General features: G+C 68.9%; 23 protein-coding genes and 1 tRNA gene. 7 read left to right on the top strand and 17 right to left on the bottom strand.

Annotation, left to right across the window (positions count from 1 at the left end; all coding sequences use genetic code 11):
• Window positions 1–159: 159 nt before the first annotated feature.
• Window positions 160–603 (top strand): class I SAM-dependent methyltransferase, encoded by a 444-nt coding sequence (locus ACM6LU_RS09755; protein ID WP_414937304.1) that lies wholly within the window; start codon window positions 160–162, stop codon window positions 601–603.
• Window positions 604–806: 203 nt separating this feature from the next.
• Here the strand turns inward: ACM6LU_RS09755 and ACM6LU_RS09750 are convergent.
• The 5 genes from ACM6LU_RS09750 to ACM6LU_RS09730 all read right to left on the bottom strand — a co-directional run bounded on the left by ACM6LU_RS09750 (window position 807) and on the right by ACM6LU_RS09730 (window position 5,038).
• Window positions 807–878, bottom strand: a tRNA-Arg gene (locus ACM6LU_RS09750).
• A 327-nt stretch (window positions 879–1,205) separates the two neighbouring features.
• A complete protein-coding gene (locus ACM6LU_RS09745) occupies window positions 1,206–1,958 on the bottom strand; it encodes a succinate dehydrogenase/fumarate reductase iron-sulfur subunit (protein ID WP_414937303.1) in 753 nt (250 codons plus the stop codon).
• Window positions 1,955–3,871 (bottom strand): fumarate reductase/succinate dehydrogenase flavoprotein subunit, encoded by a 1,917-nt coding sequence (locus tag ACM6LU_RS09740; RefSeq protein WP_414937302.1) that lies wholly within the window; start codon window positions 3,869–3,871, stop codon window positions 1,955–1,957. Before ACM6LU_RS09740 ends, ACM6LU_RS09745 begins: the two co-directional genes overlap by 4 nt.
• Window positions 3,872–3,923: 52 nt before the next feature.
• A complete protein-coding gene (locus ACM6LU_RS09735; protein WP_414937301.1) occupies window positions 3,924–4,754 on the bottom strand; it encodes a hypothetical protein in 831 nt (276 codons plus the stop codon).
• Window positions 4,751–5,038 carry a hypothetical protein gene (locus ACM6LU_RS09730; protein WP_101606383.1) on the bottom strand — a complete coding sequence of 96 codons (288 nt, stop codon included), beginning with the start codon at window positions 5,036–5,038 and terminating at the stop codon, window positions 4,751–4,753. The genes ACM6LU_RS09735 and ACM6LU_RS09730 overlap by 4 nt, the downstream gene beginning before the upstream one ends.
• A gap of 263 nt (window positions 5,039–5,301) precedes the next feature.
• On the opposite strand from ACM6LU_RS09730, the gene edd reads away from it, so the two are divergent.
• Window positions 5,302–7,191, top strand: coding sequence for a phosphogluconate dehydratase (gene edd / locus ACM6LU_RS09725; RefSeq protein WP_414937300.1), 1,890 nt, complete (start codon window positions 5,302–5,304; stop codon window positions 7,189–7,191).
• Window positions 7,188–7,808 (top strand): bifunctional 4-hydroxy-2-oxoglutarate aldolase/2-dehydro-3-deoxy-phosphogluconate aldolase, encoded by a 621-nt coding sequence (gene eda / locus ACM6LU_RS09720; RefSeq protein WP_414937299.1) that lies wholly within the window; start codon window positions 7,188–7,190, stop codon window positions 7,806–7,808. The genes edd and eda overlap by 4 nt, the downstream gene beginning before the upstream one ends.
• Window positions 7,809–7,853: 45 nt before the next feature.
• Here eda and ACM6LU_RS09715 read toward each other — a convergent pair whose 3' ends face one another.
• From ACM6LU_RS09715 to ACM6LU_RS09685, 7 genes are all read right to left on the bottom strand, one after another.
• The gene (locus tag ACM6LU_RS09715) at window positions 7,854–8,291 is read right to left on the bottom strand and encodes a GNAT family N-acetyltransferase (RefSeq protein ID WP_414937298.1); all 438 of its coding nucleotides are present in this window, start codon (window positions 8,289–8,291) and stop codon (window positions 7,854–7,856) included.
• A gap of 185 nt (window positions 8,292–8,476) precedes the next feature.
• Window positions 8,477–8,917: an iron chaperone gene (locus tag ACM6LU_RS09710; RefSeq protein ID WP_414937297.1), complete on the bottom strand. Its 441-nt coding sequence runs from the start codon at window positions 8,915–8,917 to the stop codon at window positions 8,477–8,479.
• Between the two features lie 50 nt (window positions 8,918–8,967).
• The gene (locus ACM6LU_RS09705; RefSeq protein WP_414937296.1) at window positions 8,968–9,591 is read right to left on the bottom strand and encodes a glyoxalase; all 624 of its coding nucleotides are present in this window, start codon (window positions 9,589–9,591) and stop codon (window positions 8,968–8,970) included.
• A 167-nt stretch (window positions 9,592–9,758) separates the two neighbouring features.
• Window positions 9,759–10,286 carry a regulatory protein RecX gene (locus tag ACM6LU_RS09700; RefSeq protein WP_414937938.1) on the bottom strand — a complete coding sequence of 176 codons (528 nt, stop codon included), beginning with the start codon at window positions 10,284–10,286 and terminating at the stop codon, window positions 9,759–9,761.
• 26 nt (window positions 10,287–10,312) lie between these two features.
• Window positions 10,313–11,353, bottom strand: coding sequence for a recombinase RecA (gene recA / locus ACM6LU_RS09695; RefSeq protein ID WP_414937295.1), 1,041 nt, complete (start codon window positions 11,351–11,353; stop codon window positions 10,313–10,315).
• A 205-nt stretch (window positions 11,354–11,558) separates the two neighbouring features.
• Window positions 11,559–11,753 carry a DUF3046 domain-containing protein gene (locus ACM6LU_RS09690; RefSeq protein ID WP_414937294.1) on the bottom strand — a complete coding sequence of 65 codons (195 nt, stop codon included), beginning with the start codon at window positions 11,751–11,753 and terminating at the stop codon, window positions 11,559–11,561.
• 252 nt (window positions 11,754–12,005) lie between these two features.
• Window positions 12,006–13,919, bottom strand: a complete 1,914-nt coding sequence (locus tag ACM6LU_RS09685; RefSeq protein ID WP_414937936.1) for an Hsp70 family protein — start codon at window positions 13,917–13,919, stop codon at window positions 12,006–12,008.
• A gap of 171 nt (window positions 13,920–14,090) precedes the next feature.
• Here ACM6LU_RS09685 and ACM6LU_RS09680 point away from each other — a divergent pair, with 171 nt between their 5' ends.
• On the top strand, window positions 14,091–18,713 hold the full coding sequence (locus tag ACM6LU_RS09680) for an ATP-dependent helicase (protein WP_414937935.1): 4,623 nt from the start codon (window positions 14,091–14,093) through the stop codon (window positions 18,711–18,713).
• Window positions 18,714–18,750: 37 nt separating this feature from the next.
• Window positions 18,751–19,251, top strand: coding sequence for a peptide deformylase (gene def / locus ACM6LU_RS09675; protein WP_414937293.1), 501 nt, complete (start codon window positions 18,751–18,753; stop codon window positions 19,249–19,251).
• Between the two features lie 108 nt (window positions 19,252–19,359).
• Here the strand turns inward: def and ACM6LU_RS09670 are convergent, their stop codons facing one another.
• The 4 genes from ACM6LU_RS09670 to ACM6LU_RS09655 all read right to left on the bottom strand — a co-directional run bounded on the left by ACM6LU_RS09670 (window position 19,360) and on the right by ACM6LU_RS09655 (window position 22,670).
• Window positions 19,360–20,445: a GNAT family N-acetyltransferase gene (locus ACM6LU_RS09670; RefSeq protein WP_414937292.1), complete on the bottom strand. Its 1,086-nt coding sequence runs from the start codon at window positions 20,443–20,445 to the stop codon at window positions 19,360–19,362.
• A gap of 109 nt (window positions 20,446–20,554) precedes the next feature.
• A complete protein-coding gene (locus ACM6LU_RS09665; protein ID WP_414937291.1) occupies window positions 20,555–21,223 on the bottom strand; it encodes a VOC family protein in 669 nt (222 codons plus the stop codon).
• A gap of 61 nt (window positions 21,224–21,284) precedes the next feature.
• On the bottom strand, window positions 21,285–22,049 hold the full coding sequence (locus tag ACM6LU_RS09660) for a maleylpyruvate isomerase family mycothiol-dependent enzyme (RefSeq protein WP_414937290.1): 765 nt from the start codon (window positions 22,047–22,049) through the stop codon (window positions 21,285–21,287).
• A 138-nt stretch (window positions 22,050–22,187) separates the two neighbouring features.
• A complete protein-coding gene (locus tag ACM6LU_RS09655; RefSeq protein WP_414937289.1) occupies window positions 22,188–22,670 on the bottom strand; it encodes an SAV_6107 family HEPN domain-containing protein in 483 nt (160 codons plus the stop codon).
• A 236-nt stretch (window positions 22,671–22,906) separates the two neighbouring features.
• On the opposite strand from ACM6LU_RS09655, the gene ACM6LU_RS09650 reads away from it, so the two are divergent.
• Window positions 22,907–23,437: a YbaK/EbsC family protein gene (locus tag ACM6LU_RS09650; RefSeq protein ID WP_414937288.1), complete on the top strand. Its 531-nt coding sequence runs from the start codon at window positions 22,907–22,909 to the stop codon at window positions 23,435–23,437.
• Entirely contained in the window at window positions 23,434–24,012 is a 579-nt protein-coding gene (locus tag ACM6LU_RS09645) for a GNAT family N-acetyltransferase (protein ID WP_414937287.1), read from the top strand. Before ACM6LU_RS09650 ends, ACM6LU_RS09645 begins: the two co-directional genes overlap by 4 nt.
• Window positions 24,013–24,080: 68 nt before the next feature.
• Here the strand turns inward: ACM6LU_RS09645 and ACM6LU_RS09640 are convergent, their stop codons facing one another.
• Window positions 24,081–24,962 carry a DMT family transporter gene (locus ACM6LU_RS09640; protein WP_414937286.1) on the bottom strand — a complete coding sequence of 294 codons (882 nt, stop codon included), beginning with the start codon at window positions 24,960–24,962 and terminating at the stop codon, window positions 24,081–24,083.
• Window positions 24,963–25,346 lie beyond the last annotated feature (384 nt).

Genomic DNA, 25,346 nt, shown 5'->3' with positions numbered 1-25,346 from the left:
CTCGCAGGGCACCGGAAATGTCCAGCCCGGACTACCACCAGCAGCTCTGCGACTTTGCCGGACCCTGGCGCTAGACGCAAGGAAAGGAGCCTTCCTGTACTTCGGGATACGCCTCTTGGTCCTGCCTGGACGGTGGCCCCGTCGGCTAGCGTCGGCACCATGGCGGACCAGGCCGCGACGTTGCTCGAAGCGCTGCCGGACCTGGCGGGCAGGTCGGTCCTGGTCGTCGGGTGCGGCGATGGCCGCTGTCCCCGGTTGTTCCGCGGCAAGGGCGCGCGCCGGGTCGTCGGAGTCGACGCGGACCAGTTACTGATCGCGGTCGCGCAGCGCGAAGAAGAGCGCGATCCGATCGGAATTTCTTACGAGGTCCATCAGATCGCCCGGCTACCGCGGATGGGGATATTCGATATCGTGGTGGCGTTCCTGGACTCCCCAGACCAGCTCGGCCGCATCGCGGTGAGTCTCGCTTCCGGCGGACTGCTCGTGGTCGTCGCCACGAATGGCCTCACGATGACAGAAGGCCTGCGGGACAACGGCTTCCAGGGCATCGTGCTGCATCGCGACGAACACGGCGACGTGTACAGCGCGCGCAAGACGACCTGAGTCGCGCACCCTGGTGTCGAGCCAGGCTGGCCGGGGCTATGAATCCCGGCCGGTCACCGGACCGTGCGCGTTCTGGCGGTGCGGGGCACACGGACCCCACACCGCCGCACCGGACGACGGAACAGGTTTCCCCGCCGTGCCGGGGGTTTGGCCTGGAACGCGGTCCGGCGCACAGTGCGCACCGGACCGCTTCGTTCCAGAAGTACCCCTGCCAGGAATCGAACCTGGACCCCGGCGTTCGTAGCGCCGTACTCTTTCCGTTGAGCTACAAGGGTTCATCATGAAAAAGCCGCCCGATTCGGTTTCCCGAAGGGCGGCTCCGTATATGCGACTTCGTGTTACGACGTCGGCGGGGAGCCGTGTTTCTCTTCCATACCAAGGAGAGGGCGAGCCATGCGGTACAGCGGCATGTGTCCTCCTCGGTCGGTGTGCGGTAAGTGTGCAACGGGCAGTTGAGTGGGGGCAAACGATTAAGGCTCGCGACCGGCTTGCCCGCCCGAGGCCGTGAAGGCCTCCTTGAGGGACCCAGAGTCCCTCAAGGAGGCCTTCACGGACCCGGGCCTGGGATCAACCGGCGCCGAAAATCACGTCACGAGCCGGTGTTACTTGTCCCGCCGGAACAGCTTGTTCCCCAGCCACACGATGGGGTCGTACTTCCGGTCCGCGACGCGTTCCTTCATCGGGATCAGCGCGTTGTCGGTGATGTGGATGCCCTCCGGGCACACGTCACCGCAGCACTTGGTGATGTTGCAGTAACCCAGCCCGTGCTCCTCCTGCGCGGCGTCACGCCGGTCGGCGACGTCGAGGGGGTGCATCTCGAGTTCGGCGATCCGCATCAGATACCGGGGCCCGGCGAAGGATTCCTTGTTCTCCTCGTGGTCGCGCACGACGTGACAGGTGTTCTGGCACAGGAAGCACTCGATGCACTTGCGGAACTCCTGCGAGCGCTCGACGTCGACCTGCTGCATCCGGTATTCCCCCGGCTTCAGCTCCGGGGGCGGCGTGAACGACGGGATCTCACGGGCCTTGGCGTAGTTGAACGACACGTCGGTCACCAGGTCGCGGATCACCGGGAACGTCCGCATCGGCGTCACGGTGATGACCTCGTCCTCGGTGAAGGTCGACATCCTGGTCATGCACAACAACCGCGGCTTGCCGTTGATCTCCGCCGAGCACGAACCACATTTGCCCGCCTTGCAGTTCCACCGCACCGCCAGATCCGAGGTCTGGGTGGCCTGCAGCCGGTGGATGATGTCGAGGACGACCTCACCCTCGTTGACCTCGACGCGGTAGTCCTTCAGCTCACCGGAATCCGCGTCGCCGCGCCAGACCCGGAAACTCGCCTTGTAGCTCATGCCTGACTCCCGGGGTACGACGTCAGTTCTTCGTCGGTGTAGTACTTCCCCAGCTCGGAGTGCTCGAACAGCTCCAGCAGGTCCTGACGCAACGGGGTCTGCGCCTTGATCTCGATGCCGATCTCCGGCACCACCGGGTTGTCACCGGGCGCGGCCGAGCAAACCAGGAGTTTGTTGCGCCACTGGGCGTCCATGCCCGGGTGGTCGTCGCGTGTGTGCCCGCCGCGGCTTTCGGTCCGCAGCAGCGCGGCCCGCGCCACGCATTCGCTCACCATCAGCATGTTTCGCAGGTCGACGGCGAGATGCCAGCCCGGGTTGAACTGCCGGTGCCCTTCGACGGTCACGCGCAGGATCCGCTCACGGAGCTCACCGAGCTTCACCAGCGCCCGCTCGATCTCCTCCGACTTGCGGATGATGCCGACGAGGTCGTTCATCGACTGCTGCAGTTCAGTGTGCAGGCTGTACGGGTTCTCCTCGACGCCGTTCTCCGGCGGGTCGAACGGCGCGAGCGCCAGCGCCGCGGCGGCGTCCACATCGGACTGACTGACCGACGGGCGGTCCTGCAGTTCGGCGACATAGGACGCGGCGCCGAGCCCCGCACGGCGGCCGAAGACGAGCAGATCCGAAAGCGAGTTCCCGCCGAGCCGGTTCGACCCGTGCATCCCGCCCGAGCACTCACCGGCGGCGAACAGCCCCGGCACGCTCGACGACGCGGTGTCCGGGTCGACCTCGATCCCGCCCATCACGTAGTGGCAGGTCGGGCCGACCTCCATCGGCTCCTTCGTGATGTCGACGTCGGCGAGTTCCTTGAACTGGTGGTACATCGACGGCAGCCGCTTGCGGATCTCCTCCGCGGGCAGCCTGCTGGCGATGTCGAGGAACACCCCGCCGTGCGGCGATCCCCGGCCAGCCTTGACCTCGGAGTTGATCGCGCGCGCCACCTCGTCCCTCGGCAGCAGATCCGGGGTGCGCCGGTTCTTCTCCTGGTCGGTGTACCAGCGGTCGGCCTCTTCCTCACTGTCCGCGTACTGCCCCTTGAAAACCTCGGGAACGTACTCGAACATGAACCGCTTGTCCTCGGTGTTCTTGAGGACACCACCGTCACCGCGGACGCCTTCGGTGACCAGGATCCCCTTCACACTCGGCGGCCAGACCATGCCCGTCGGGTGGAACTGGACGAACTCCATGTTGATGAGCTTCGCCCCGGCCCGCAGCGCCAGCGCATGCCCGTCACCGGTGTACTCCCACGAGTTCGAGGTGACCTTGAACGACTTCCCGATGCCGCCGGTGGCCAGCACCACCGCGGGCGTCTCGAACAGGATGAATCTGCCACTCTCGCGCCAGTACCCGAAGGCGCCCGAGATCCGGCCGTCCTCGGTCAGCAGTTCGGTGATCGTGCATTCGGCGAAGACCTTGATCCGCGCCTCGTAGTCACCGGTCTCCTTGAAGTCCTCTTGTTGCAGCGAAACGATCTTCTGCTGCATCGTGCGGATCAGTTCGAGCCCGGTGCGGTCGCCGACGTGCGCGAGCCGCGGGTACGTGTGCCCGCCGAAGTTACGCTGGCTGATCCGGCCGTCGGCGGTGCGGTCGAACAGCGCGCCGTAGGTCTCCAGTTCCCAGACCCGGTCCGGCGCCTCCCTGGCGTGGAGTTCGGCCATCCGCCAGTTGTTGAGGAACTTCCCGCCACGCATGGTGTCGCGGAAATGCACCTGCCAGTTGTCGTTCGAGTTCGCGTTGCCCATCGACGCCGCGCAGCCGCCTTCGGCCATCACGGTGTGCGCCTTGCCGAACAGCGATTTGCACACCACCGCGACACTGAAGCCGCGTTCACGGGCCTCGATGACCGCGCGGAGACCGGCACCGCCGGCACCGATCACCACCACGTCGTAGTCGAACGTTTCAACCTCGGTCATAGAGAGAGCCACCTCAAAGCTTTGTCGCCGGGGACGGGAGCTGCCCGCGCCGCTAGTTGATGAACCGCAGATCCGAGATCGCGCCGCTGGCCACGAGCATCACGTAGAGGTCGGTCAGCACGAGCGTGCCGAGTGTCGTCCACGCCAGCGCCATGTGCCGGGTGTTGAGTTTCGTGATCTGTGTCCAGATCCAGTAGCGGACCGGATGTTTCGAGAAGTGTTTGAGCCTGCCGCCGGTCACGTGACGGCACGAGTGGCACGACAGCGTGTAAGCCCACAACAGGACCACGTTGCCGAGCAGCACGATGTTGCCGAGCCCGAAACCGAACCCGCCCGTCTCGCCGTGGAACGCGGTGATCGCGTCGTAGGTGTTGATCAGCGAGACGACCACGGCCACGTAGAAGAAGTAGCGATGGACGTTCTGGATGATCAGCGGCAACCGGGTCTCACCGGTGTACTTCGCGTGCGGTTCGGCGACCGCGCAGGCCGGCGGCGAGAACCAGACGGCCCGGTAGTAGGCCTTGCGGTAGTAGTAGCAGGTCAGCCGGAAGCCCAGCAGAAACGGCAGAACCAGGAAGCCGAGCGGGATGAAGCCCGGCAGTTCGCCGAACCATGTCCCGAAATGCCGGGAGCCTTCGACACAGGATTCCGAGACACAGGGCGAATAGAACGGCGTCAGGTAGTGGTATTCCGGCACCCAGTACGCGGTGCGGACGAAAGCCCTGATCGTCGCGTAGATGATGAAGGTGGAAAGGCCGAGGACGGTCAGCAGCGGGGAGAGCCACCACCGGTCGGTGCGCAGCGTTCGTTCGGCGATCCGGGCCCGCGACGGTGCGTGGACCCCCGTACCCCGTCCGGCCTTTTTGCCGGCGGGGGCGCTCACCGCTGGTCGCGCTTGTAGCCGCCGACGCCTTCGTCATCGGCGCCGTGCCAGAGCGCCGGGTCGTAGGGCGTATCGGGTATTTGGACACGGTCGGCGGCCTTCGCTTGCGCGGGCACCGCGTTCGGGGTCGTGTCGAGATCGGTCGCGTCGATGTCGAGTCGCTCCACGTCGTTCGCCAGGCGTTGTACCGCCGACGCGTCGCCGTATCGGGACCGCAGCGCGCCGACGCACTGCCTCAATTGACCGATGGCTCGCCGAAGCTCGGCGATCTCTGTGGTGGACATCGGTACCTCCCGATGGTCGGTTCGGTTGGCCGCTTGAGTCTTCGAAGGCAAGCGATCCTCGCTGTCTCGACTCTGCCGCGCGTTGTGCAATGTGACAAGTAGCACAGTAGAACCTAGGGGGGTGACGGAGGTCACGCGAGTCGACCTTCTGTATCGATTTTGATCCGCGCTTTCCGCCGAGGTACTGTGGCCACTGTCACGACCCAGCGGCGTCAGCGTTGCCGTCCCGCGGACCACCACGACCAGTGATCCGGAGCCGGACAATGAGCACCGCCCCGAACGTCCACCCCATCGTCGCCGAAGTCACCGAACGCGTCGTCGCCCGCAGCGCAGAGACCCGCGCCGCGCACCTCCAACGTGCGGCGGCCGCCCACGAAGAAGGTCCGATGCGACGCGGACTCGACTGCAGCAACCTCGCCCACGGATTCGCCGCGATGGAGGGTGTCGACAAAGCGGCACTGCGCGCCGTGCGGGTTCCGGGCGTCGCGATCGTCTCGTCCTACAACGACATGCTTTCGGCGCACCAGCCGATGCAGGAGTACCCCGCGATGCTGAAAGGTTCGGTCCGGCAGGCCGGCGGGGTGGCCCAGTTCGCCGGCGGCGTGCCCGCGATGTGCGACGGCGTCACCCAGGGCCGCCCGGGGATGGAGCTGTCGCTGTTCAGCCGCGAGGTCATCGCGATGTCGACCGCGATCGCGCTGTCCCACGACATGTTCGACGCGGCGCTGCTGCTCGGCGTCTGCGACAAGATCGTGCCGGGCCTGCTGATCGGCGCACTGTCCTTCGGGCACCTCCCGGCGATTTTGGTACCGGCCGGGCCGATGAACTCCGGTCTGCCGAACAAGGAGAAGGCGCGTGTGCGCCAGCTCTACGCCGAGGGCAAGGCGACCCGCGAAGACCTGCTGGACGCCGAAGCGGCTTCGTACCACTCGGCGGGAACGTGCACGTTCTACGGCACCGCCAACTCGAACCAGATGGTCGTCGAGGTGATGGGCCTGCACCTGCCGGGCGCCAGCTTCGTGCAGCCGAACTCGCCGCTGCGGAAGGCGCTGACCGAAGAGGCCGGGCGCCGCGTGGTGAAGCTTTCGCGCGGCGAGGAGTACACGCCGGTATCTCGGGTGATCGACGAGAAGGCCGTCGTCAACGGCGTCATCGCGCTGCTCGCCACGGGTGGTTCGACCAACCACACGATGCACCTCGTCGCGATCGCCGCGGCCGCGGGCATCCAGCTGACCTGGGACGACTTCTCCGACCTGTCGCCGGTGATCCCGCTGCTGGCGCGGGTGTACCCGAACGGCAGCGCGGACATCAACCACTTCCACGCCGCCGGAGGCATCCAGTTCCTGGTCGGCACGCTGCTCGACGCGGGCCTGCTGCACGAGGACGTCCAGACCGTCGCCGGACCGGGCCTGCACCGCTACCGACAGGAGCCGATTTTGTCCGAGGGCGAACTGGTCTGGCGCGACGTCCCGACGCGCAGCCTCGACGAGAACGTCCTGCGTCCCGCATGGCGGCCGTTCGCGGCCGACGGCGGGCTGCGGATGGTCGCGGGCAACCTCGGCCGCGCGGTGATCAAGGTGTCCGCGGTGGCTCCGGAGCACCGGATCGTCCAGGCCCCGGCACGGGTGTTCACCGACCAGAAGTCCTTCAAGGACGCTTTCGAGGCGGGCGAGCTGGACCGCGACGTCGTCGTGGTCATCCGGCAGCAGGGCCCGCAGGCCAACGGGATGCCGGAACTGCACGGGCTCACACCGGCGCTGGGGGTGCTGATGGATCGCGGGCACCAGGTGGCGTTGCTCACCGACGGCCGGATGTCCGGCGCGTCCGGCAAGATCCCGGCGGCGATCCAAGTGACCCCGGAAGCCGCTGTGGGCGGCCCGATCGCGCGGATCGCCGACGGCGACACCATCCGCCTCGACGCCAAGGCCGGGACGCTGGACGTCTTCGTGGGTGACGAAGAACTCGCCCGCCGTGAACTGGTGGACTCCCCGCCTTCGGAGGCATCCTGGACCGGCACCGGCCGGGAGCTGTTCGCGGCGCTGCGCCGCGCGGTCGGCCCCGCCGATCAGGGCGCGAGCGTGTTCGGACCGCTCACGCCGGAACACTTCGGCGCTCCGGCGCACACGTTGACCCCTGTGGAGGTAACCCAGTGACCACCGGCGCCGACCTGCTCGGCCTGTCCCCCGTGATGCCCGTCGTCGTACTCGACGACGCCGCCGACGCGGTACCCACCGCGCGGGCACTGCTCGCGGGCGGGATCGGCGTGATCGAGCTGACCCTGCGCACCCCGGCGGCGCTCGCCTCCATCGAGCGGATCGCCGCGGAGGTCCCGGAGATCGTGATCGGCGCCGGGACGGTCACCGCTCCGGAGCACGCCAAGCAGGCCGCCGACGCCGGCGCGAAGTTCCTGGTGACCCCTGGCTGCACGGACTCGGTCCTGGACGCCGCGTTCGACACCGGCCTGCCGTTCCTTCCGGGAGCGAGCACGGTTTCGGAGGCGATGCGGCTGGCCGAACGCGGGCTGACGGCGCTGAAGTTCTTTCCCGCCGAGGCCAGCGGCGGGGTGGCGTACCTGAAGTCGATCGGCGGTCCGCTGCCCGGGCTGCGCTTCTGCCCGACCGGCGGGATCACCGTGCAGACCGCGCCGGACTACCTCGCACTGTCCAATGTGGGCTGCATCGGTGGCTCGTGGCTGACGCCGAAGAATGCTTTGGCGGCCAAGGACTTCGGGAAGATCGAGGCTTTCGCCGCGGAGGCGTCGAAGCTCTGACCCGCTCTGTGAAGGCCACCGTTTCGGCGGTGGCCTTCACGGCGTTCAGAGCGGGAGCTGGTACTGGATGAAACCCCGGTTGACCGCGACCTGGTCGTACAGGCGGCGCGCGGTGGCGTTGGATTCCTTGGTGTGCCAATAGACCCTGTCGCAATCACGGATCCGCGCCCAGTTCGCCACCGCGTCGATCAGTGCTCGCGCGACGCCTTTGCCCCGGGCTTCCGGCACGGTGAACAGGTCCTGCAGGTAGCAGACGTCGGTGAGCGCGGAAGTGCTGGGGTGCACCAGGAAGTGCGTGATTCCGACCAGTTTTCCGTCGAGGTGGGCGCCGAGCGCGTGCATCCGGTTCCCCTCGCGGAACTCTCGCCAAGCGCGGTCGTAGATCTCTTGGGGCGAGACACGTTCATAGAAGGCGATGTAGGCGCGGAACAGGTCCTCCCAGGCTTCGCGGTCTTCGGGCTCTAGTGGAGCGATGGTGATCATGTGGTCCTCCCAGTGATCACCCGAGCCTAGGTGCCGTCCGGTGGGCGGGGAGTGGCCAATCGAGCGTTAAAGTGACTTGCCACTCGCACTCCGGCCTGTGATTCGGGCAATTGAGGTGTCCGGCAAAGGTGTCGTGTTCGGACGCGGCGCCGATATCCGGCTCCGGACCGAAGTTCATCCGCGGCTCAGCTCACGGCCTGCTTCACCAGGGCGGCGATGCGCTTCTCCACCGCGGCCGTCATCTTGACCAAGGCGAAACTGGTCGCCCACATCGCACCGTCGTCCAGCTGGGCCTCTTCGTTGAAACCAAGAGTCGCGTAACGCGTCTTGAACTTGGCCGCCCCCTGGAAGAAGCAGACGATCTTGCCGTCCAGCGCGTAGGCGGGCTGGCCGTACCAGAGCTTCGGCGCGAGCATCGGGGCGTTGGCCTTCACGATGGCGTGGACCCGCTCGGCCAATAGCCGGTCCTCGTCGGACATCTCGGCGATCTTCGCGACCACGTCCCGCTCCGCCGCCGCGGCTTTGCCGGCGCTCGAACCGCGGCGCGCGGCCTTCCTCATGTCCTGGGCGTGTTCTTTCATCGCGGCCTTTTCTTCGGCCGTGAATCCTTCGTACGTGACGCTCATGGTGTTTTCTCCCTGGTAGGCGACGAGCGGGGGCATCCGGTAGCGGCACATCAGGACTGGGCGGCGAGAGCGGAGGTCTCCCAGGCGAACCCGTCCAGGTCGGTGCACGGGGCGGCGCCGCAGATCGCGATGCGGTGCGAGCCGGTGCCTTCCGGGGTGACGCCGGCGTCCTTGGCCAGGGCCTTGCGCCGGTACAGCGCCAGCTTGACCGGGCTCGAGCCGGATTCGAACTCGACGTACACGCGGCCGAAGCTCTTCCCTACGGTGAGGCCGTGCTCGACGTAGAACTTCTTGCTCGCGGCCACGTCGGCGACGCCCAGCAGGAGCACGATGTCGTCGATCTCGCGGGAGGCGGGTCCGGTGTTCTTCTTCGCCGAGGTGGCGATCTTCCAGAGGGCACCGTCCGGGGCCTGGACGACGCCGCCGTAACCCCACATCGATTTCGCGGCGGGTTTGATCGCCGTCGCACCGGCGGCGAGCGCGGTTTCGATCAGGGCGTCGACGTTGGCGGGCTGGGACACCGTGAGGGACAGGGTGTAGCCGCGGAAGCCGCTGGTCGGCTCTTGCGCGGTCCGCAGGCGAAGCTGGGTGCCGAGCCCGAAGGCGGTGGCGTAGAAGCGTTCGGCGGCCGCGGTGTCGGCCACTTCGAGGGTGATGGCGTCGATGAGGTTCATGCCGGTAAAGCTATTTCCGAGCGGGCGTCCGGTGCTTCTCGATTCCTGATCGGTCACCTCGACGCTGGTCAGATCCTCGATCGGACAGCAAAACACCGACCGGCGGGCAAGTGGCCCGCCCGGCCGGTGAGCAGCTCAGGTGAAGGGTGACTCGGGTATCGAGTGATTCAGTCGAGGGCGGCGTCGTCCAGCAGTGCCGCTTCGGCGCCGAACTCGCGGAGTTCGTCACGGATCACGGTGTAGGCCAGCCCCTGGGGATAGCCCTTGCGGGCGAGGAAGCCCAGCAAGCGACGGATCGCCGTCTGCTCGTCAACGTTGCCCAAGGAGCGCATGCGCTTCCGTACCAGCTCTCGGGCCCGCTGCTCCTCTGCCTCTCGGTCCACCTCGTCGGCGGCCTGGACGGCGATATCCCCATCGATTCCTTTGCGTTTGAGTTCGGTCACGAGGGCATTCCGCGACAGACCCATGTTGGCATGACGGGACCGAACCCACATCTCGGCGAACTCGGCGTCGTTGATGAGCCCTGCCTGGTCCAGCTTACCGAGCAGGGACTCCGTCGTCTCCTCGTCGAAGCCCTTGCGTTTGAGAGCCTGACGTAGTTCATCCGTGGAGCGCGGGCGCGCGGCCAGGAGATCGAAGCAGATCTCCTTGGCCTTCTTCCTCCGCTCGTCCGGCGGCAGCTCCGCCGGATCCACCTTGGGCGCTCGCAAACCCACTCTCCTTAGAAGTCGACCGGCGCCGGGGCGGCTTCGGCGTCGACGACGGCGCCGATACCGAGCTTCTCCTTGATGCGCTTCTCGATCTCGTTGGCGATGTCCGGGTTGTCCAGCAGGAACTTGCGGGCGTTTTCCTTGCCCTGGCCCAACTGGTCGCCCTCGTAGGTGTACCAAGCACCGGACTTGCGCAGGATGCCCTGGTCGACACCCATGTCGATCAACGAACCCTCACGGGAGATACCCTTGCCGTAGAGGATGTCGAACTCGGCCTGCTTGAAGGGCGGGGCGACCTTGTTCTTCACGACCTTGACGCGGGTGCGGTTACCGACGGGCTCGCCGCCGTCCTTCAACGTTTCGATCCGGCGGACGTCCAAGCGGACCGACGCGTAGAACTTCAGCGCCTTACCACCGGTCGTGGTCTCCGGGGAGCCGAACATGACGCCGATCTTCTCGCGCAGCTGGTTGATGAAGATCGCGGTGGTGCCGGAATTGCTCATCGCACCGGTCATCTTCCGCAGCGCCTGGCTCATCAGCCGGGCCTGGAGACCGACGTGGCTGTCGCCCATCTCGCCCTCGATCTCGGCGCGCGGCACGAGTGCGGCGACCGAGTCGATGACCAGGATGTCGAGCGCGCCGGAGCGGATCAGCATGTCCGCGATCTCGAGCGCCTGCTCACCGGTGTCCGGCTGGGAGACCAGCAGCGCGTCGGTGTCGACGCCGAGCTTCTTGGCGTACTCCGGGTCCAGCGCGTGCTCCGCGTCGATGAACGCGGCGATGCCGCCGTTCCTCTGCGCGTTGGCGACCGCGTGCAGCGCGACGGTGGTCTTACCGGAGGACTCCGGACCGTAGATCTCGATGACCCGGCCGCGAGGCAGGCCTCCGATCCCGAGCGCGACGTCGAGCGCGATGGCACCGGTGGGGATGACGGCGATCGGGGCACGGCCCTCTTCGCCGAGGCGCATGACCGAGCCCTTGCCGTACTGCTTGTCGATCTGGGCCAGGGCCAGTTCGAGCGCCTTGTCCTTGTCGGGTGCTGCTGGTGCCATGGAGTCCACCTCGTTTGTTGAGCCGGGTAGGGCTTGTTCTGTTCTGAGCTGTCGGGTCCGACGCTACGGGCGACCACCGACAATTCCAGGCCTCGCGCCCAAGCTGTGGATCGCTGACCCCGTTGTGGACAACACCCTAGACGAACGTGTGTTCGAGACCGTGACCGACACGCCTTGCGCTAGACTTTCTTGCCCTTCGCCGAGGTCAGCGCCGCTCCGACGGCACCTCGAAGGCGTCGCAGACCGCCCGCCAGACGTCCTTGGCCGAGATTCCCGCGTCGAGGGCCTGCTCGACGGTCTGTCCCCCGAGTTCGCCGAAGACGTGATCCCTGGAGAGGGTTTCCGCACGTCCGGGACCGAATTCGTCGGCCATGAGCCGCCGGAAGACCGTGATACGCATCGGGGGAAGTCTAGACCGGCCTTCGGCTCGGAACGCGTGAAGGCCCCTTCACGCGGTTGAGCCTCACTCACCCCGCCGATCACCAAACGCGCCACCGCGACCTACCCGCTCAAAGACCAGCAGGTCACCGGGACGAAGGGAACTTTCCCCGCATCACACGCGGGAAAAGGCCCCTTCACGTCACTTAGCGCAGGCGACCTCGGTCGCGGCCGCCCGACGAGATCCACCTTCCGAAACACGTGAAGCCGCTATCTACTCGCCCGGCTGGACGCTCTTTTCGAAGTAGTCGGCCAGTTCGCCCGGCGTCGGGTTCTGTCCTTCGGCCGGGACCTGGTAGATGAAACCGACCAGCGGCCGGTCGGTGACGGTGAACACGAGGACGGCCGCGTTCCGCCCGGCGGCCGAGGAGTACTGGCCTTCCAGGGCGTTACCCGCCCATTTGGCCTCGGTGCGATCCCCGCCCGCCGACTTGAGCAGCCCGTCGGTGTAGGCCTTGAGCTTCTCCGCGGAGTCGCTCTGCAGATAGGTCACCTGGGTTCCGGCGCGGCCCGGCGCGGAGCAGGTCGACGTCACGCCGAGCTCCTCGGCCGGTTTCGCCGGTCCGTTGCCCATCCCGGGTTTGCAGTCGCCGGTGTCGGCGATCTTCCCGGCTAGCTGGCGCAGGCAGCCGGTGAGGCCCTTGTCGTCGGCCGCGCTGGGCGTCTTGCAGTCGCTCGCCGTGTAGGTGGTCACCGACGAGGACGTCAGGAAGTACACGAGCCCGGCGGCGATCAGCACGACGACGGCCGCGATGGCGCCGATGACGAGCGGCTTCTTCTTGCTCGCGGGCGCCTTGTCATCGGTGGCCTGCCCGGCCAAGGAGTACGTCGGGAAGTTCGTCGGCGCGGGCTGCTGCTGCACCTGCTGCGGGCCGCTGTTGGGGTAGCCCGACTGCGGGAAACCGCCGGACTGGCCGGGTCCGCCGTTCTGGTAACCGGGGATCGACGCGACCTGCTGCGGCGGCGCGTACGGACCCGAGGCGCCGGGGCCGACCTGGTACGCGCCGGTTCCGGCCGCGACCTGCCCTTCGACACCCTGAGTACGACTGCTGATGCCGTCGGAGGCGACGTGCTGCGCGCCGAGCGCGACCGCGGTCTCCGGCTGGTCGAGGCTGCCGGGGACGACGCCGAGCTTCTCCGCGATCAGGCTGCCGACCAGCGGAAGCCTGCTCGAACCGCCGACGAGGTAGATACCGGCGAGCCGGTCAGGGGTCATCCCCGCCGAGCGGACCACCCGTGACATCAGCTCGACACTGCGCAGCATCGACGGCCGCACCAGTGCCTCGAGTTCGCCACGGGTGACGAGCACGTCCTCGAACGGCTCCGGCATCGGGACCTCGGTCTGCGGGTGCCGGGAAAGGGCCTCCTTCGCCGCCTTCACGTCCTCCTGCAGCGCGCGCCGCGTACGACGGTCCGGAGTGGACTCCGGCCGCAGAACCCGCTGCCAGCGCTGAGGATCCTTGTGCGAGACCTCACGGCCGACGTGCACCAGCAGCGCTTGGTCGACGTCGAGGCCGCCGAGGTCGGGAAGGCCGTCTTCGGCGACGACGGTGAAGCCACCGTTCGGGGTCGCGCCGACGATGGCGACGTCGAAGGTGCCGGCGCCGAGGTCGTACACGGCGAGCGCCTGCCCGGGCGCGAGCGTCTTGCCGGGGAACGACGCGAAGTGCGCGGCGGCGGCGACGGGCTCGGGCACGAGCACCAGGTTGCCGCCCATCCCGGCGAGCCGGGCGGCGGACAGGAGCACGTTGCGGCGGGTCTGGCCCCACTGCGCGGGGTGGGTGAGCCGGACCTCCTCGGGCAGTTCGCCGCCGAGCTGGCGGGTGGTCTCGTCGAGGACGCGGCGCAGGATCGCGGCCAGCACCTCGGTGACGGGGATGACGTCGGTGCCCAGCAGGAGCGTCTGCTCGTCGATGCGGCGCTTGGGGTTGGGCTCGAAGCGGGTCGGGTCGAGGCGGGCACGGCGTTCGGCGTCGCGGCCGACCATGATCGTGCCGTCCTCGGTGGCGAACACCGCGGATGGCATGTTGGCCGAACCGTCGACCTCGACCACCCGCGGCGGCCTTCCGTGTGCCGAAAGCACGGCCACGGTGTTGGACGTACCGAGGTCCACCGACAGGATCCGCACAGCTCTTTCCCCTTCACAGACGAACGGCGGCCGCCCCAGTACCGATCCGGCCGCGCTGGCGGTGATGCTCCCATGAGCGAGGTCACCGTACGTGCGGAACCCGCCGAACTCCTCCCCGACCGGGTGCCGTGTCACAGGCGCCGAGCGAAACTGTCGGTGGCCGGGCGCACTATGGAGGGCGTGGCAGACGTACTCGACCTCTTCTCCCCCGCGACCAGGGACTGGTTCACCGGGGCCTTCGCCGCGCCCACCCGCGCGCAGGAGGGGGCGTGGCGTGCCGCGTACGCGAGGGAACACGCCCTGGTCGTGGCTCCGACGGGGTCCGGTAAGACACTGTCGGCGTTCCTCTGGGCGCTGGACAGGCTGTCGGTCGAGCCGCCGCCTGACGAGCCGCGGAAGCGCTGCCGCGTCCTCTATGTCTCGCCGCTCAAGGCGCTGGCTGTCGACGTCCAGCGCAACCTGCGGGCCCCGCTGGCGGGTATCTCACAGGCTTCACGGCGGCTGGGACTGCCGGTGCCGGACATCGGCGTCGGCATGCGCACCGGCGACACCACCGCGGCCGAGCGCCGTTCCTTCGGCAAGACGCCACCAGATGTGCTGGTCACCACGCCGGAGTCACTGTTCCTCATCCTCACCTCCTCCGCGCGCGATTCGCTGCGCGGCGTGGAGACGGTGATCATCGACGAGGTGCACGCGGTCGCTGGCGGTAAACGCGGCGCGCATCTGGCCTTGTCACTGGAGCGGCTCGACGCGCTCCTAGAGAAACCCGCCCAGCGGATCGGGCTGTCGGCGACGGTCCGGCCGATCGACGAGGTCGCCTCGTTCCTCGCCGGCGGCAGGCCGGTCACCATCGTCCAGCCGAAGCTCGCGAAGACGATCGAAGTCCGCGTCGAGGTCCCGGTCGAGGACATGTCCAATCTCGACGGTCCACAGGGGCCGAAGCAGAACGAGGACCTCGACGCGGGCCTCGCCCGGTTGCCCGGCTCGCTGGAGGAGATCGACGGCACACCGCGAAGGCCGTCCATCTGGCCCGCCGTGGAGGAGCGGGTCCTCGAACTGATCCAGGCGCATCGATCGACGATCGTGTTCGTCAATTCGCGGCGGCTCACCGAGCGGATGACGGCGCGGCTCAACGAACTCGTCGCGGAACAGACCGAACTGGAGCCGGACCAGCGGTATCCGGCCGAAGCGATCGGCCAGTCCGGGCTCACCACGGGCGCGGCGCCGGTGATCGCGCGGGCGCACCACGGATCGATGTCCCGGGAGCAGCGCACCCACGTCGAAGAGGAACTCAAGACGGGCCGCCTCGCCTGCGTCGTCGCGACGTCCTCGCTGGAACTGGGCATCGACATGGGCGCGGTCGATCTCGTCGTGCAGATCGAGGCGCCGCCGACGGTGGCCTCGGGGCTGCAACGGGTCGGCCGGGCCGGGCACCAGGTCGGCGCGGTGTCGACCGGGGTGATGTTCCCGAAGTTCCGTGGCGACCTCGTCTCGTGCGCGGTGGTCGCGGAACGGATGGCGTCCGGGGCGATCGAAGCGGTGCGATACCCGCGAAACCCGCTGGACGTGCTCGCGCAGCAGATCGTGGCGATGGTGGCGCTCGAATCGTGGACGGTCGACGAACTGGCCACCCTCGCCCGCCGCGCGGCGCCGTTCGCCTCCCTGCCGGACGACGCGCTGCTCGCGGTGCTCGACATGCTCTCCGGCCGGTATCCGAGCGAGGAGTTCGGCGAACTGCGCGCCCGGATCACCTGGGACAGGGTCAGCGGCGAACTGCACGGCCGTCCCGGTTCGCAGCGGCTGGCGGTGACCTCCGGCGGCACGATCCCCGACCGCGGCCTGTTCACCGTGATGACGCCGGGTAGCGACGGCAAACCCGGGTCGCGCGTGGGCGAACTCGATGAGGAGATGGTCTACGAATCCCGCGTCGGGGACACGATTTTGCTCGGCACCTCTTCCTGGCGGGTCACCGACATCACCCACGACCGGGTGATCGTGGTGCCCGCGCCGGGCGAGCCCGCGCGGATGCCGTTCTGGAAGGGCGACGCCCCTGGCCGTCCGCTGGAACTGGGGCGGGCGCTGGGCGCGTTCGTCCGCGAACTGTCCACTTCGGACCCCGCCGCGGCCAGGGAACGCGCGGCCGTCGCCGGGCTGGACGAGTACGCGTGCGACAACCTGCTGGGGTATCTGGAAGAGCAGAAGTCGGCCACGCGGCACGTCCCGAACGACAAGACCGTGCTGCTGGAACGGTTCCGCGACGAACTGGGCGACTGGCGGGTCATCCTGCACTCCCCGTTCGGCGCCCAGGTGAACGCGCCGTGGGCGCTCGCGATCGCGGCCCGGCTGCGGGAGAACCGCGGGGTCGACGCGCAGGTGGCGCATGCCGACGACGGCATCGTGCTGCGGCTGCCGGAGGCTTTGGACTCCGAGGGCTCGGAAATCACCATCGGCGTCGACGACGTGCTGCTCGATCCGGAGGAGGTCGAGCAGCTGATCGTCGCCGAGGTCGGCGGCTCGGCGGTGTTCGCCGCGCGGTTCCGGGAATGCGCGGCGCGGTCGCTGCTGCTCCCCCGCCGGGATCCGCGCCGTCGCACCCCGCTGTGGCAGCAACGGCAGCGCGCGTCGCAACTGCTTTCGGTGGCGGCCAAGTACGAGCGGTTCCCCGTGGTGCTGGAAGCGATGCGGGAAGTACTGCAGGACGTGTACGACGTCGGCGGGCTGCGCGAACTGATGGCCGACGTCCGGTCGCGGAAGGTGAAGCTGGTCGAGGTCGAGACGCCATCGGCGTCGCCGTTCGCGCGCAGCCTGCTGTTCGGCTACGTCGGAATGTTTCTGTACGAGACGGACGCCCCGCTCGCGGAACGGCGCGCGGCGGCGCTGGCGCTCGATTCGACGCTGCTGGCCGAACTGCTCGGCACCGAGGCGATCCGGGAGCTGCTCGACGCCGAGGTCGTCGCCGAAGTCGAGCGCTCGTTGCAACGGCTCGATCCCGACAGGCACGCCCGCAACGCCGAGGAGGCCGCGGATCTGTTGCGGTTCCTCGGAGATCTCTCGATCGAGGAGGCCGCCGCCCGGGGCATCCAACGGGAATGGCTGGAGGAACTGGAGTCGGCGCGGCGAGTGATCCGGGTCCGCATCGGCGGCGGCGAACGGTTCATCGCCATCGAGGACGCCGGCCGGGTGCGGGACGCGCTGGGCACGGCGCTGCCGGTCGGCGTGCCGGAGGCGTTCACCGAACCCGTCGAGGATCCTGTCGGCGATCTGCTTTCCCGCTATTCCCGCAGCCGTGGTCCGTTCAGCGCCCGGCAGGCCGCCGAACGCTTCGGGCTGGGAACGGCCGTGGTCACCGATGCGCTCAACAGAATGACCTCGCAAGCCAGGCTGGTCCGAGGTGAGCTGAGCCCGGTCGGGCATCCGGAGACCCACGGCGTCGGCATGGAGTTCTGCGACGCGTCGGTGCTGCGCAGGCTCCGGCGGGCGTCACTGGCGCGGCTGCGGGCCGAGGTCGAGCCGGTCGAACCGGCGGCACTGGGCCGGTTCCTGCCGTCCTGGCACGGCATCGGCGCGCGAGTGCGGTCCGCGCCGACGGCGGACGACGTGCTGTCCGTTGTCGAGCAACTGGCGGGCGCTCCGCTCCCGGCCAGCGCGGTGGAGTCGCTGATCCTGCCGAGCAGGCTGCCCGGCTACACACCGTCGTTGCTCGACGAACTGACCACGGCGGGCGAGGTCACCTGGTGCGGCTGCGGTTCCCTGTCCGGTGGCGACGGCTGGCTGGCGCTCGCGCCAACGGACGTCGCCGATCTGCTGCTGCCCGACCTCGACGACGATCTGCCTTCCGGCCCGCTCCACGCGGCCATCCTGTCCACTTTGGAGGGTGGGGCGCAGTTCTTCCGCCAGCTCGTGGACCGGGCGTCACCGTTGGTCGAAACCCCGCCCAACGACGGCGAAGTCGTTGCCGCGCTGTGGGATCTGGTGTGGGCCGGGCTGGTCACCGGTGACACGCTGGGCCCGCTGCGGGCGCAGGTCTCCGGTTCGGGCGCGGCGCACAAACCCCGGCGGCAAGCTCCTCGAGGCCGGTACGCGCGGCTCCGGGCCGGACGGCCGTCGATGCCGTCGCGCACCGGTCCGCCGACGGTGGCGGGCCGCTGGGCACTGACCCCTGGACGTGAAGCGGATCCGACCAGGCGCGCGCTGGCGCGGACGGAGGCGTTCCTGGAGCGGCACGGTGTCCTCACCAGGGGTGCGCTCGACACCGAGCGGGTGACGGGCGGGTTTTCCGGGATCTACAAGGTTTTGCGCGGGATGGAGGACTCGGGTCAGGTCGTCCGGGGTTACGTGGTCGAGGGGCTCGGTGCCGCGCAGTTCGCGGCGAAGGGCGCCGTCGACAGGCTGCGCGCGCAGTCCGGGAACCAGCGCACCACCCAGGAAGGGGCGGTCGTGCTCGCCGCCGCCGACCCGGCGCAGCCTTACGGCGCCGCGTTGGCGTGGCCTGCCGCGACGGGCGACACGAAGCACCGACCGGCAAGGAAAGCGGGCGCGCTGGCGGTGCTCGTGGACGGTGTCCCGGCGATGTACGTCGAACGCGGCGGCCGGTCGCTGCTGAGTTTCACCGAGGATCAGGAGACCTTGCGTTCGGCCGCGCGAGCGTTGTCCGCGGCGGTGCGGGAGGGCTGGCTGGGCCAGCTGGCGGTGCAGAAGGCCGACGGCGAGGTGGCGCTCACCTCGGAGCTTTCGTCGGTGCTTCAGGAGGCAGGATTCCGGGCGACCCCGAAGGGGCTGCGCCTGCGGGCCTAGAATTGCCGCTCAAGCCAGCGGAGAAGGACGTTCGAACATGGTGATGCGCGACCTGCGCTACTTCGGGGATCCCGTGCTCAAGACCGTATGCGACCCGGTCACGACCTTCGACAAGAAGATCGAGTCGCTGGTCACCGACCTGATGGACGGGGTGAAACCGGCCGGGCGCGCGGGTCTCGCGGCACCGCAGATCGGGGTCGGCCTGCGGGTGTTCAGCTACGACGTCGAAGGGCTGACCGGGTACGTGATCAACCCGGAGATCGCCGAACTGTCCGAGGAGACGCACGAGATCGGCGAGGGCTGCCTTTCCGTGCCGGAACTCTGGTTCCCGGTCGTCCGCGCGAAGCGTGCCGTGGTGCGCGGCGTCGACCTGCGCAACGAACCGATCGAGGTCGACGGCGTCGACGTGCTCGCGCAGTGCCTGCAGCACGAGATCGACCACCTCGACGGCAAGCTCTATCTGGACAGGCTCACCACCGAGCGCAAGAAGCGCGCACTGGGCGAGGCCCGCGGCAAAGACTGGTTCTGGAAGCGCTGACCCCTCCCCCGCGTTTCGTCCTCTAGTTGCGATCGTTCGCGTTCCGAACTACCGCAAGTAGTCCTCTAGTTGCGGTAGTTGGGGGTGCGAACTACCGCAACTAGAGGACTAAACGCGGGGGGTGGCGAGAGCGAAGCGCAGGGTGCCGGAGTCGCCGGGGACGCGTTCGGGGCGGAGCCCCACGCGGGCGGCGGTGCGGCAGAGGGAGTCGTCGCCTGGCAGGCACACGGCGGCGAGTTCGCGCTCCCCCGTGGCGGTGGCGAGGACGGCGAGCCGGGTCAGCAAGGCCGTGCCGATGCCCTGTCGCTGCCAGGAATCCTCGACCAGGAGTGAGACTTCGGCCGCGCCGCCGTTGGCCGACGGGATCAACTGGCCGAGACCGATCACGTCACGGCCGCAGACCGCGAGCAGGCTCACTCCGCGCGGCGGCATCAGCAGCCGGTGCAGCCAGCGACGCGGCACGGCACGCATCCCCGTGTGGTAGCGGTGGAAGAGCGTCGTCATCGAGCATCTCTGGTGCAGCGCGGACACCGCCTCCGCGTCACCGGGAACGCCCTTCCGCAGGACGATCGCGACACCATCGGGCCGGTCGAGCACGATCGGCCCGGTCACGTTGTCACGGACGGCGGTCATCAGGCCGATCAGCGCGACGGCCCGGCTCAGTTCCAGTTCGACGAACGGCGACCACCGGCGGCGCGCGACGAACGCGACGCCGTCCCCTGCCGGGAACACCGCCCGGTGCCCGCCCTCAGTGCGGGCCGGGTTCGCCTCGATCGACGGGACCTTCGTGACGACGTCGGCCGCGAGAACCCCGCGGAGCACCTCCGCGAGGCCACCGGGCTCCTCGACCGCTCTCTTGGCCGAGGCGAGCGTCGCGGTGGCAGGATCGACCAGTTCGGCCAGATCGGCGTCGATGACGGCTGAGCATTCGCAACCTTCGTCGCGGAGCGTGTCGACGAGCAGTTGCCGCGGCAGGCCGGCGGCCGGGCGCAGGACGATCTCGTCGAGCACGCCGCCGGGAACCGGGAGCACCGACAGCCCGAGGATGTTGCACTCGAGGTCGGCCAGCCGGATCGCGATCCTGGCCAGGGTGCCCGGCCGGTCGTCCACGCGGACCCTGACCCGCCAGGCGGACGCTGTCGCCGTCTCTTCACCGGGATGAACCTGGGTGGGCCGGACTCGGTAGGTCTCCATGGCCTCAACGGTCCCGGCCGGTTGTTGCCTGCCCACGGCGCCGATGTTTCGCTCAGGTCAGCGTTCGGCGCCGTCACGCAACTCGGACGAAACAACCGAGGCGAAACACTCAGCGGGGTGTGAGCACGCTGAATTCGTTGCCCTCCGGGTCCACCATCGCCTCAGCACCCAGCCCTGTCGCGCCGAGTTCCCGCAGGCGCCGGACTTCGGCCGTCCGGCTACCGCCTCGCCGTGGCGCGATCTCGAATCGCAGCCGGTTCCGGTGCTGTTTCTCGTCTCGGGACGCCAGGAACTCGACCCAAGGGCCGCGGCCGTCCGGCGGCCGCAGGCCCACGATCGCCTCCTCGCGGACACTGATCTTCCAGCCCAGCGCGGCCGACCAGAATCGCGCGAGCCGCTCCGGATCGCGAGCATCGGTGACGACCGAAGCGATCGCGCCGGTGCCCGCGTACTGCTCGCGGGGCTCGAGGACGCAGAACTCGTTACCCTCGGGATCCGCCAGCACCACCCACGGCACCCGTTTCTCCTCCGGCGGGCCCTGGCCGACGTCGACGTGCCGTGCGCCGAGGGACAGCGCACGGTCCACCAGTTCGGCCTGGTGTTCCGGCGAACGGCTCGCCAGGTCCAGGTGCAGCCGGTTCTTTCCCTGTTTGGGCCCCGGCTCGGAGCGAAAGGCCGGTTGGAACGGGGCGTCCCAGCTGAACAGCCCTTCCCAGAAACCCGCCAGATCTCTGGGAAGGGCCGAGTCGAAGACCAGGTTCACCAGGCGCGCTGTCACACCGGTGAATCTAGCCGGAACCACCGACACTTCTGACCGGTTTGGCTTCCCCACCGACCGGTCATCGGGTCGCGAGCCGCAAAAGGGCCCAGAGTTGTCCCGCCATGTCCTGGTCTCCGCTGACCGTCACCGCCGTCGGACCCGCTCTTCCCCAGAGCCAGCGGTAGATCTTGTCCGGCTTGCCGGTGACCAGATCGTCCGCGCGCTGGGCATCCTCGGCCGAGCAACGCCAGGCGACCGTTTCCGTGGGTCCGGCTCTGGCGATCCAGTTGTGGCCCGCGGTGCGCACGCCGACCGATCCGGTCTTGGTGCCGGACAGCCCCAGCAACGGCAGCCGCTGGCCGAACCAGAGCGCCAGTGCCTCGTCGATCCCGTCGAGTGCCACGTCTTCGGGGATCTCCGAAACGTCCCGTCCGGCCGCGCTCTCCGCGTCGATCCGGTGGATCGTCGCCTCGTGCGCCATGCGCCGCCGCCAGAACCCGTAGCTGCGGTCCGCCGGCCACCAGGTCGACGCCAGTTCGTCCGCGTCGTGCGCGGACAGTTCGGCGACGAGTTCGTCCCGGCCCTCGCGGAAGTACTCCTCCAGCGTCTGCCCCGGCCCTGGCTTGCGCTGCCAGTGTTCGGGACGCCGCCCGTCGGTGATCCACCGCCGGGTGACCCGGTAGACGCTGCCCACGTGCCTGAGTACCTCGCCGAGGGTCCAGCCGGGGCAGGTCGGGACCGGCGCGTCGGCGGACGCGGTGTGCGCCACCTGAGCCATCAACTCGGTCTCGGCGCCGATCACCTCCAGGAACCTGCCCTGGTCGATCATGGCCTGCCCGGCCATCGGGCACCCCCTCTCCGTGGTGACATGGAACGTGTCTCTCAAACCGAAGCCGGCTGGTCAGGTGAGGACACGCACGTGTGTTTCTTTTCGGGCGGAGGCCTCAGAAATTCGAAAGCGCGCTTTGAAAGACCCTGCTCGCTAGGCCACATACGCCCCGTCACCCATCGACAGCCCGTGTACCACCCGGCGCACCAGTTCCAGGAACACCGAGGCCGCCTGCGCCAGCTCGTCCGCCGTTTCGACGGTGACCTTGCCGGTGATCCCGGCCTGCGCCGCGGCCCGCGTCGCGGAGTTGGCCGCGAAGAACACCGCCCATTCCTTCAGCTCGGGTGCGACCGATTCGAGCAGCACCCAGCCGCTCGCCGGCCGGGCGCGGCCTCGGTGCGGACGCCCGCGGGCCTCCAGCACCGCCGCGGCGCCCCGCAGCGCGGCGAGATACGCCCCGATGAACCGCTCCGCGGGATCGGTCTCCCGCTCTGCTTCGCCAAGGCCACGCCTTGCCTGTGCGTACAAGGAGACCGCCGCGGGTGGTGCCGGCGGGCGCAACGACATCGGCAGGGCGGGCTGTGCGGCGCCACCCGGCCTCTTGGCTTCGTCGGGGGACACGACCGAAACGGACATGACGACCCTCCTCCTGTACGTGAGCGCCGGCCGGTGCCCGGCGCCGAGGCGCTTCCCCCGCCCCCGCTCCGGACACCTACCGGTGCGCGCTCACCGAATGTCGAACGTCTGTTCGAACAAGACCAATGTAACCCTGAAGCGCCCCTTTCTTCAACCCCGGCAGCCTCGACCCCGTAGCCGGGTGATCGCCGCATGTGGTGCGGGACACGGGATCGGCCACGTGATCTCATAGGCTCATGAGCACCATCGACCAGTCCGGCCACCCCTCGGTGGCCAAGGTCGCGGCCGCGCTCGCGGAGGCGGGTCAGCAGGCCGCCGCCGACGGGATCCGGATCCTCCCCGCCGAAGTCCGCACGGCCGCGCAAGCCGCCGAAGCGCTCGGTGTCGAGGTCGGCGCGATCGCGAACAGCCTCGTGTTCCGCAGTCGTACCAGCGGCTCCGAGACCGCCCTGCTCGCCATGACCTCCGGCGCGCACCGCGCCGACACCGCGCTCCTGGCCTCGCTGACCGGCGCCGACGAGGTCGGCAAGGCGGACGCGGATTTCGTCCGCGAGCACACCGGGCAGCCGATCGGCGGGGTCGCGCCGGTCGGGCATCCGACGGCGTTGACCACCGTCGTCGACACCGCGCTGCGCGCCCACGACGTCGTCTGGGCCGCCGCCGGGCATCCGAAGTCGGTGTACCCCACGACGTTCGACGGGCTCGTCGCGCTGACCGGGGGCACTCCCGCGGCCGTCGCGGGCGGCGGGCAGGATGGGCGCCCGTGACCGCGATGTCCTCGGAATGCACCCGTTACGTCCAGCTGTCCGCGGACGAGTTCCGCGCCCGGCTCCCCGAGGCGCTGACCATCTACGTCGACGCCATGCGCTACCCAGAAGGCACGGCGGAACAACGGGCGCCGATGTGGCTCACGCACGCGCTGCGCGAAGGCTGGCGTTGCATGGCCGCGCTCGACGCGGACGGCGTCCTGCTCGGGCTCGCCTACGGCTACAAGGGCCGCGGTGGCCAGTGGTGGCATGAGCAGGTCCGCCACGGCCTGACCCGCCGCGAGGGCCAGGCCGCCACCGAGCACTGGATGACCGACTACTTCGAACTCACCGAGATCCACGTCAGCCCCGCGAGCCAGGGGAAGCGGATCGGCGAGGATCTCCTGCGACGGCTGCTCGACGGCGTGCCCAGCGCCCACGTCCTCCTTTCCACGCCGGAGGGCACCAGCCGGGCCTGGAACCTGTACCGGCGGGTCGGCTTCGTCGATGTGCTGCGGGACTACCACTTCGCCGGCGATCCTCGGCCGTTCGCGATCCTCGGCCGGACGCTGCCGCTCCAGGCGCTGCCGGAGTAAGTCTGTTCGATGGGCTTCGTGATCCAGGCGGTGCGCGAAGACCGCGAACAGGCTCACTCCGGCAGCGACTAGGGCCTGGAGTAGGCGACGGCGAGCGCGGCGATCAGCACCGCCGCGCCGCACCAGCCGACGGCGCCGAGCCGTTCGCCGAGCACGACCATGGACAGCAGGGCGGCGGTCAGCGGTTCGAGCAGGGCGGACAACGCGGCCAGCACGGGATGCGCGCTTTCGAGGCCGCGGAAGTACGCGGCGTACGCCAGCGCCGTGGGCACGACACCGAAGTAGAGGACGAGCGCGAGCACGCCAGGTTGCGGCGGCACGGCCATCCCGAACCACAGCGCGGCGGGAGTGAGCGCCGCGCCGCCGATCAGGCAGCCGAAAGCGGTGGTGGGCAAGGGATCCAGGCCCTCGACGCGGGTCGCGGTGACCAGCGTCAGCGCGGCGAACCCGGCCGCGGCGACCAGTGCGAACAGCACGCCGGCGAGGTCGGCCTGCTGCCCCGGCGTCCACTGCAGCAGCGCGAGTCCCACGAGGGAACCGGCCAAGGACACCAGCGTCCACGCCCCGGGCAAGCGCCGGGTTTTGACGACCGTCGCGACGGTGAGCAGCACGGGGGCGCTGCCGATGGTGGTCATGGTCGCGACGCTCACGGAACTCAGCGAGACCGCGGCGAAATAGCTGGTCTGGAAGAGGGCGAACAGCACGCCGACCACCAGAAGGCGACGGCGGGCCGGTGGTGTGCGGGGAAGGCCGCGGAGGCCTCCGGTGAGCCAGAGGTAGCCGGTGGCGATCAGACCGCCGACGAGCAGCCGGTACGCGGCGACGCTCAGCGGATGGAGTCCCGCGCGGGAGGCGAGCAGGGATCCGGCGAGGCCACCGGTTCCCCAGAGGACGCCGGCGAGGACCAGTGCGGCCGACGATCGGGCGCGCGTGGGTACGGCAAGGGACATGGGAAAAACGCTCCTGCGTCTGTGTCTGTCGGAAGGGACTTCGACGACGCGGGGTGCTTTCAGCGCATCACGGATCGGCCGGGCGGCTGGAACGCCGCGCGGCCAGGCACACCCCGCTCAGGAGGCGGGGGGTGGGGTGACGAGAAAGATCCGGTGCACGGAGGGAACGTAGCAAGGAGGGGCGGCGTGCGCACGTGCTTTGCGGTCCGCAGGCTTGTAGCGGGCTGAAGGGGACTTTCACCGCGTGCGATACGGGGAAAGCGCCCTTCACCGCGTGTCATGCGGGGAAGGCGCCCTTCACATACTCCTCGGCCGACGCTCCCACGACGGATGAAAGGCTGCGATGAAGGACGCGTTCACAGCAGATTCACTATGAACGCGACC

Origin of the sequence: Amycolatopsis sp. cmx-11-51 (assembly GCF_047608665.1) — a bacterium.
Classification (GTDB): domain Bacteria; phylum Actinomycetota; class Actinomycetes; order Mycobacteriales; family Pseudonocardiaceae; genus Amycolatopsis.
Note: the sequence above shows the minus strand (reverse complement) of the source record. Positions and strands in the feature narration are given on the sequence as shown.

Excerpts from the sequence above, each read along its gene's own strand:
- ACM6LU_RS09730 (WP_101606383.1), bottom strand. The coding sequence starts at position 5,038 with ATGTCCACCACAGAGATCGCCGAGCTTCGGCGAGCCATCGGTCAATTG.
- edd (WP_414937300.1), top strand. The coding sequence starts at position 5,302 with ATGAGCACCGCCCCGAACGTCCACCCCATCGTCGCCGAAGTCACCGAA.
- ACM6LU_RS09640 (WP_414937286.1), bottom strand. The coding sequence starts at position 24,962 with ATGTCCCTTGCCGTACCCACGCGCGCCCGATCGTCGGCCGCACTGGTC.
- recA (WP_414937295.1), bottom strand. The coding sequence starts at position 11,353 with ATGGCACCAGCAGCACCCGACAAGGACAAGGCGCTCGAACTGGCCCTG.
- ACM6LU_RS09670 (WP_414937292.1), bottom strand. The coding sequence starts at position 20,445 with ATGGAGACCTACCGAGTCCGGCCCACCCAGGTTCATCCCGGTGAAGAG.
- ACM6LU_RS09710 (WP_414937297.1), bottom strand. The coding sequence starts at position 8,917 with ATGAGCGTCACGTACGAAGGATTCACGGCCGAAGAAAAGGCCGCGATG.
- ACM6LU_RS09715 (WP_414937298.1), bottom strand. The coding sequence starts at position 8,291 with ATGATCACCATCGCTCCACTAGAGCCCGAAGACCGCGAAGCCTGGGAG.
- ACM6LU_RS09690 (WP_414937294.1), bottom strand. The coding sequence starts at position 11,753 with ATGCGTATCACGGTCTTCCGGCGGCTCATGGCCGACGAATTCGGTCCC.
- ACM6LU_RS09660 (WP_414937290.1), bottom strand. The coding sequence starts at position 22,049 with ATGGCCGGGCAGGCCATGATCGACCAGGGCAGGTTCCTGGAGGTGATC.
- ACM6LU_RS09655 (WP_414937289.1), bottom strand. The coding sequence starts at position 22,670 with ATGTCCGTTTCGGTCGTGTCCCCCGACGAAGCCAAGAGGCCGGGTGGC.
- ACM6LU_RS09755 (WP_414937304.1), top strand. The coding sequence starts at position 160 with ATGGCGGACCAGGCCGCGACGTTGCTCGAAGCGCTGCCGGACCTGGCG.
- ACM6LU_RS09680 (WP_414937935.1), top strand. The coding sequence starts at position 14,091 with ATGGAGGGCGTGGCAGACGTACTCGACCTCTTCTCCCCCGCGACCAGG.
- ACM6LU_RS09705 (WP_414937296.1), bottom strand. The coding sequence starts at position 9,591 with ATGAACCTCATCGACGCCATCACCCTCGAAGTGGCCGACACCGCGGCC.
- def (WP_414937293.1), top strand. The coding sequence starts at position 18,751 with ATGGTGATGCGCGACCTGCGCTACTTCGGGGATCCCGTGCTCAAGACC.
- ACM6LU_RS09745 (WP_414937303.1), bottom strand. The coding sequence starts at position 1,958 with ATGAGCTACAAGGCGAGTTTCCGGGTCTGGCGCGGCGACGCGGATTCC.
- ACM6LU_RS09740 (WP_414937302.1), bottom strand. The coding sequence starts at position 3,871 with ATGACCGAGGTTGAAACGTTCGACTACGACGTGGTGGTGATCGGTGCC.
- ACM6LU_RS09650 (WP_414937288.1), top strand. The coding sequence starts at position 22,907 with ATGAGCACCATCGACCAGTCCGGCCACCCCTCGGTGGCCAAGGTCGCG.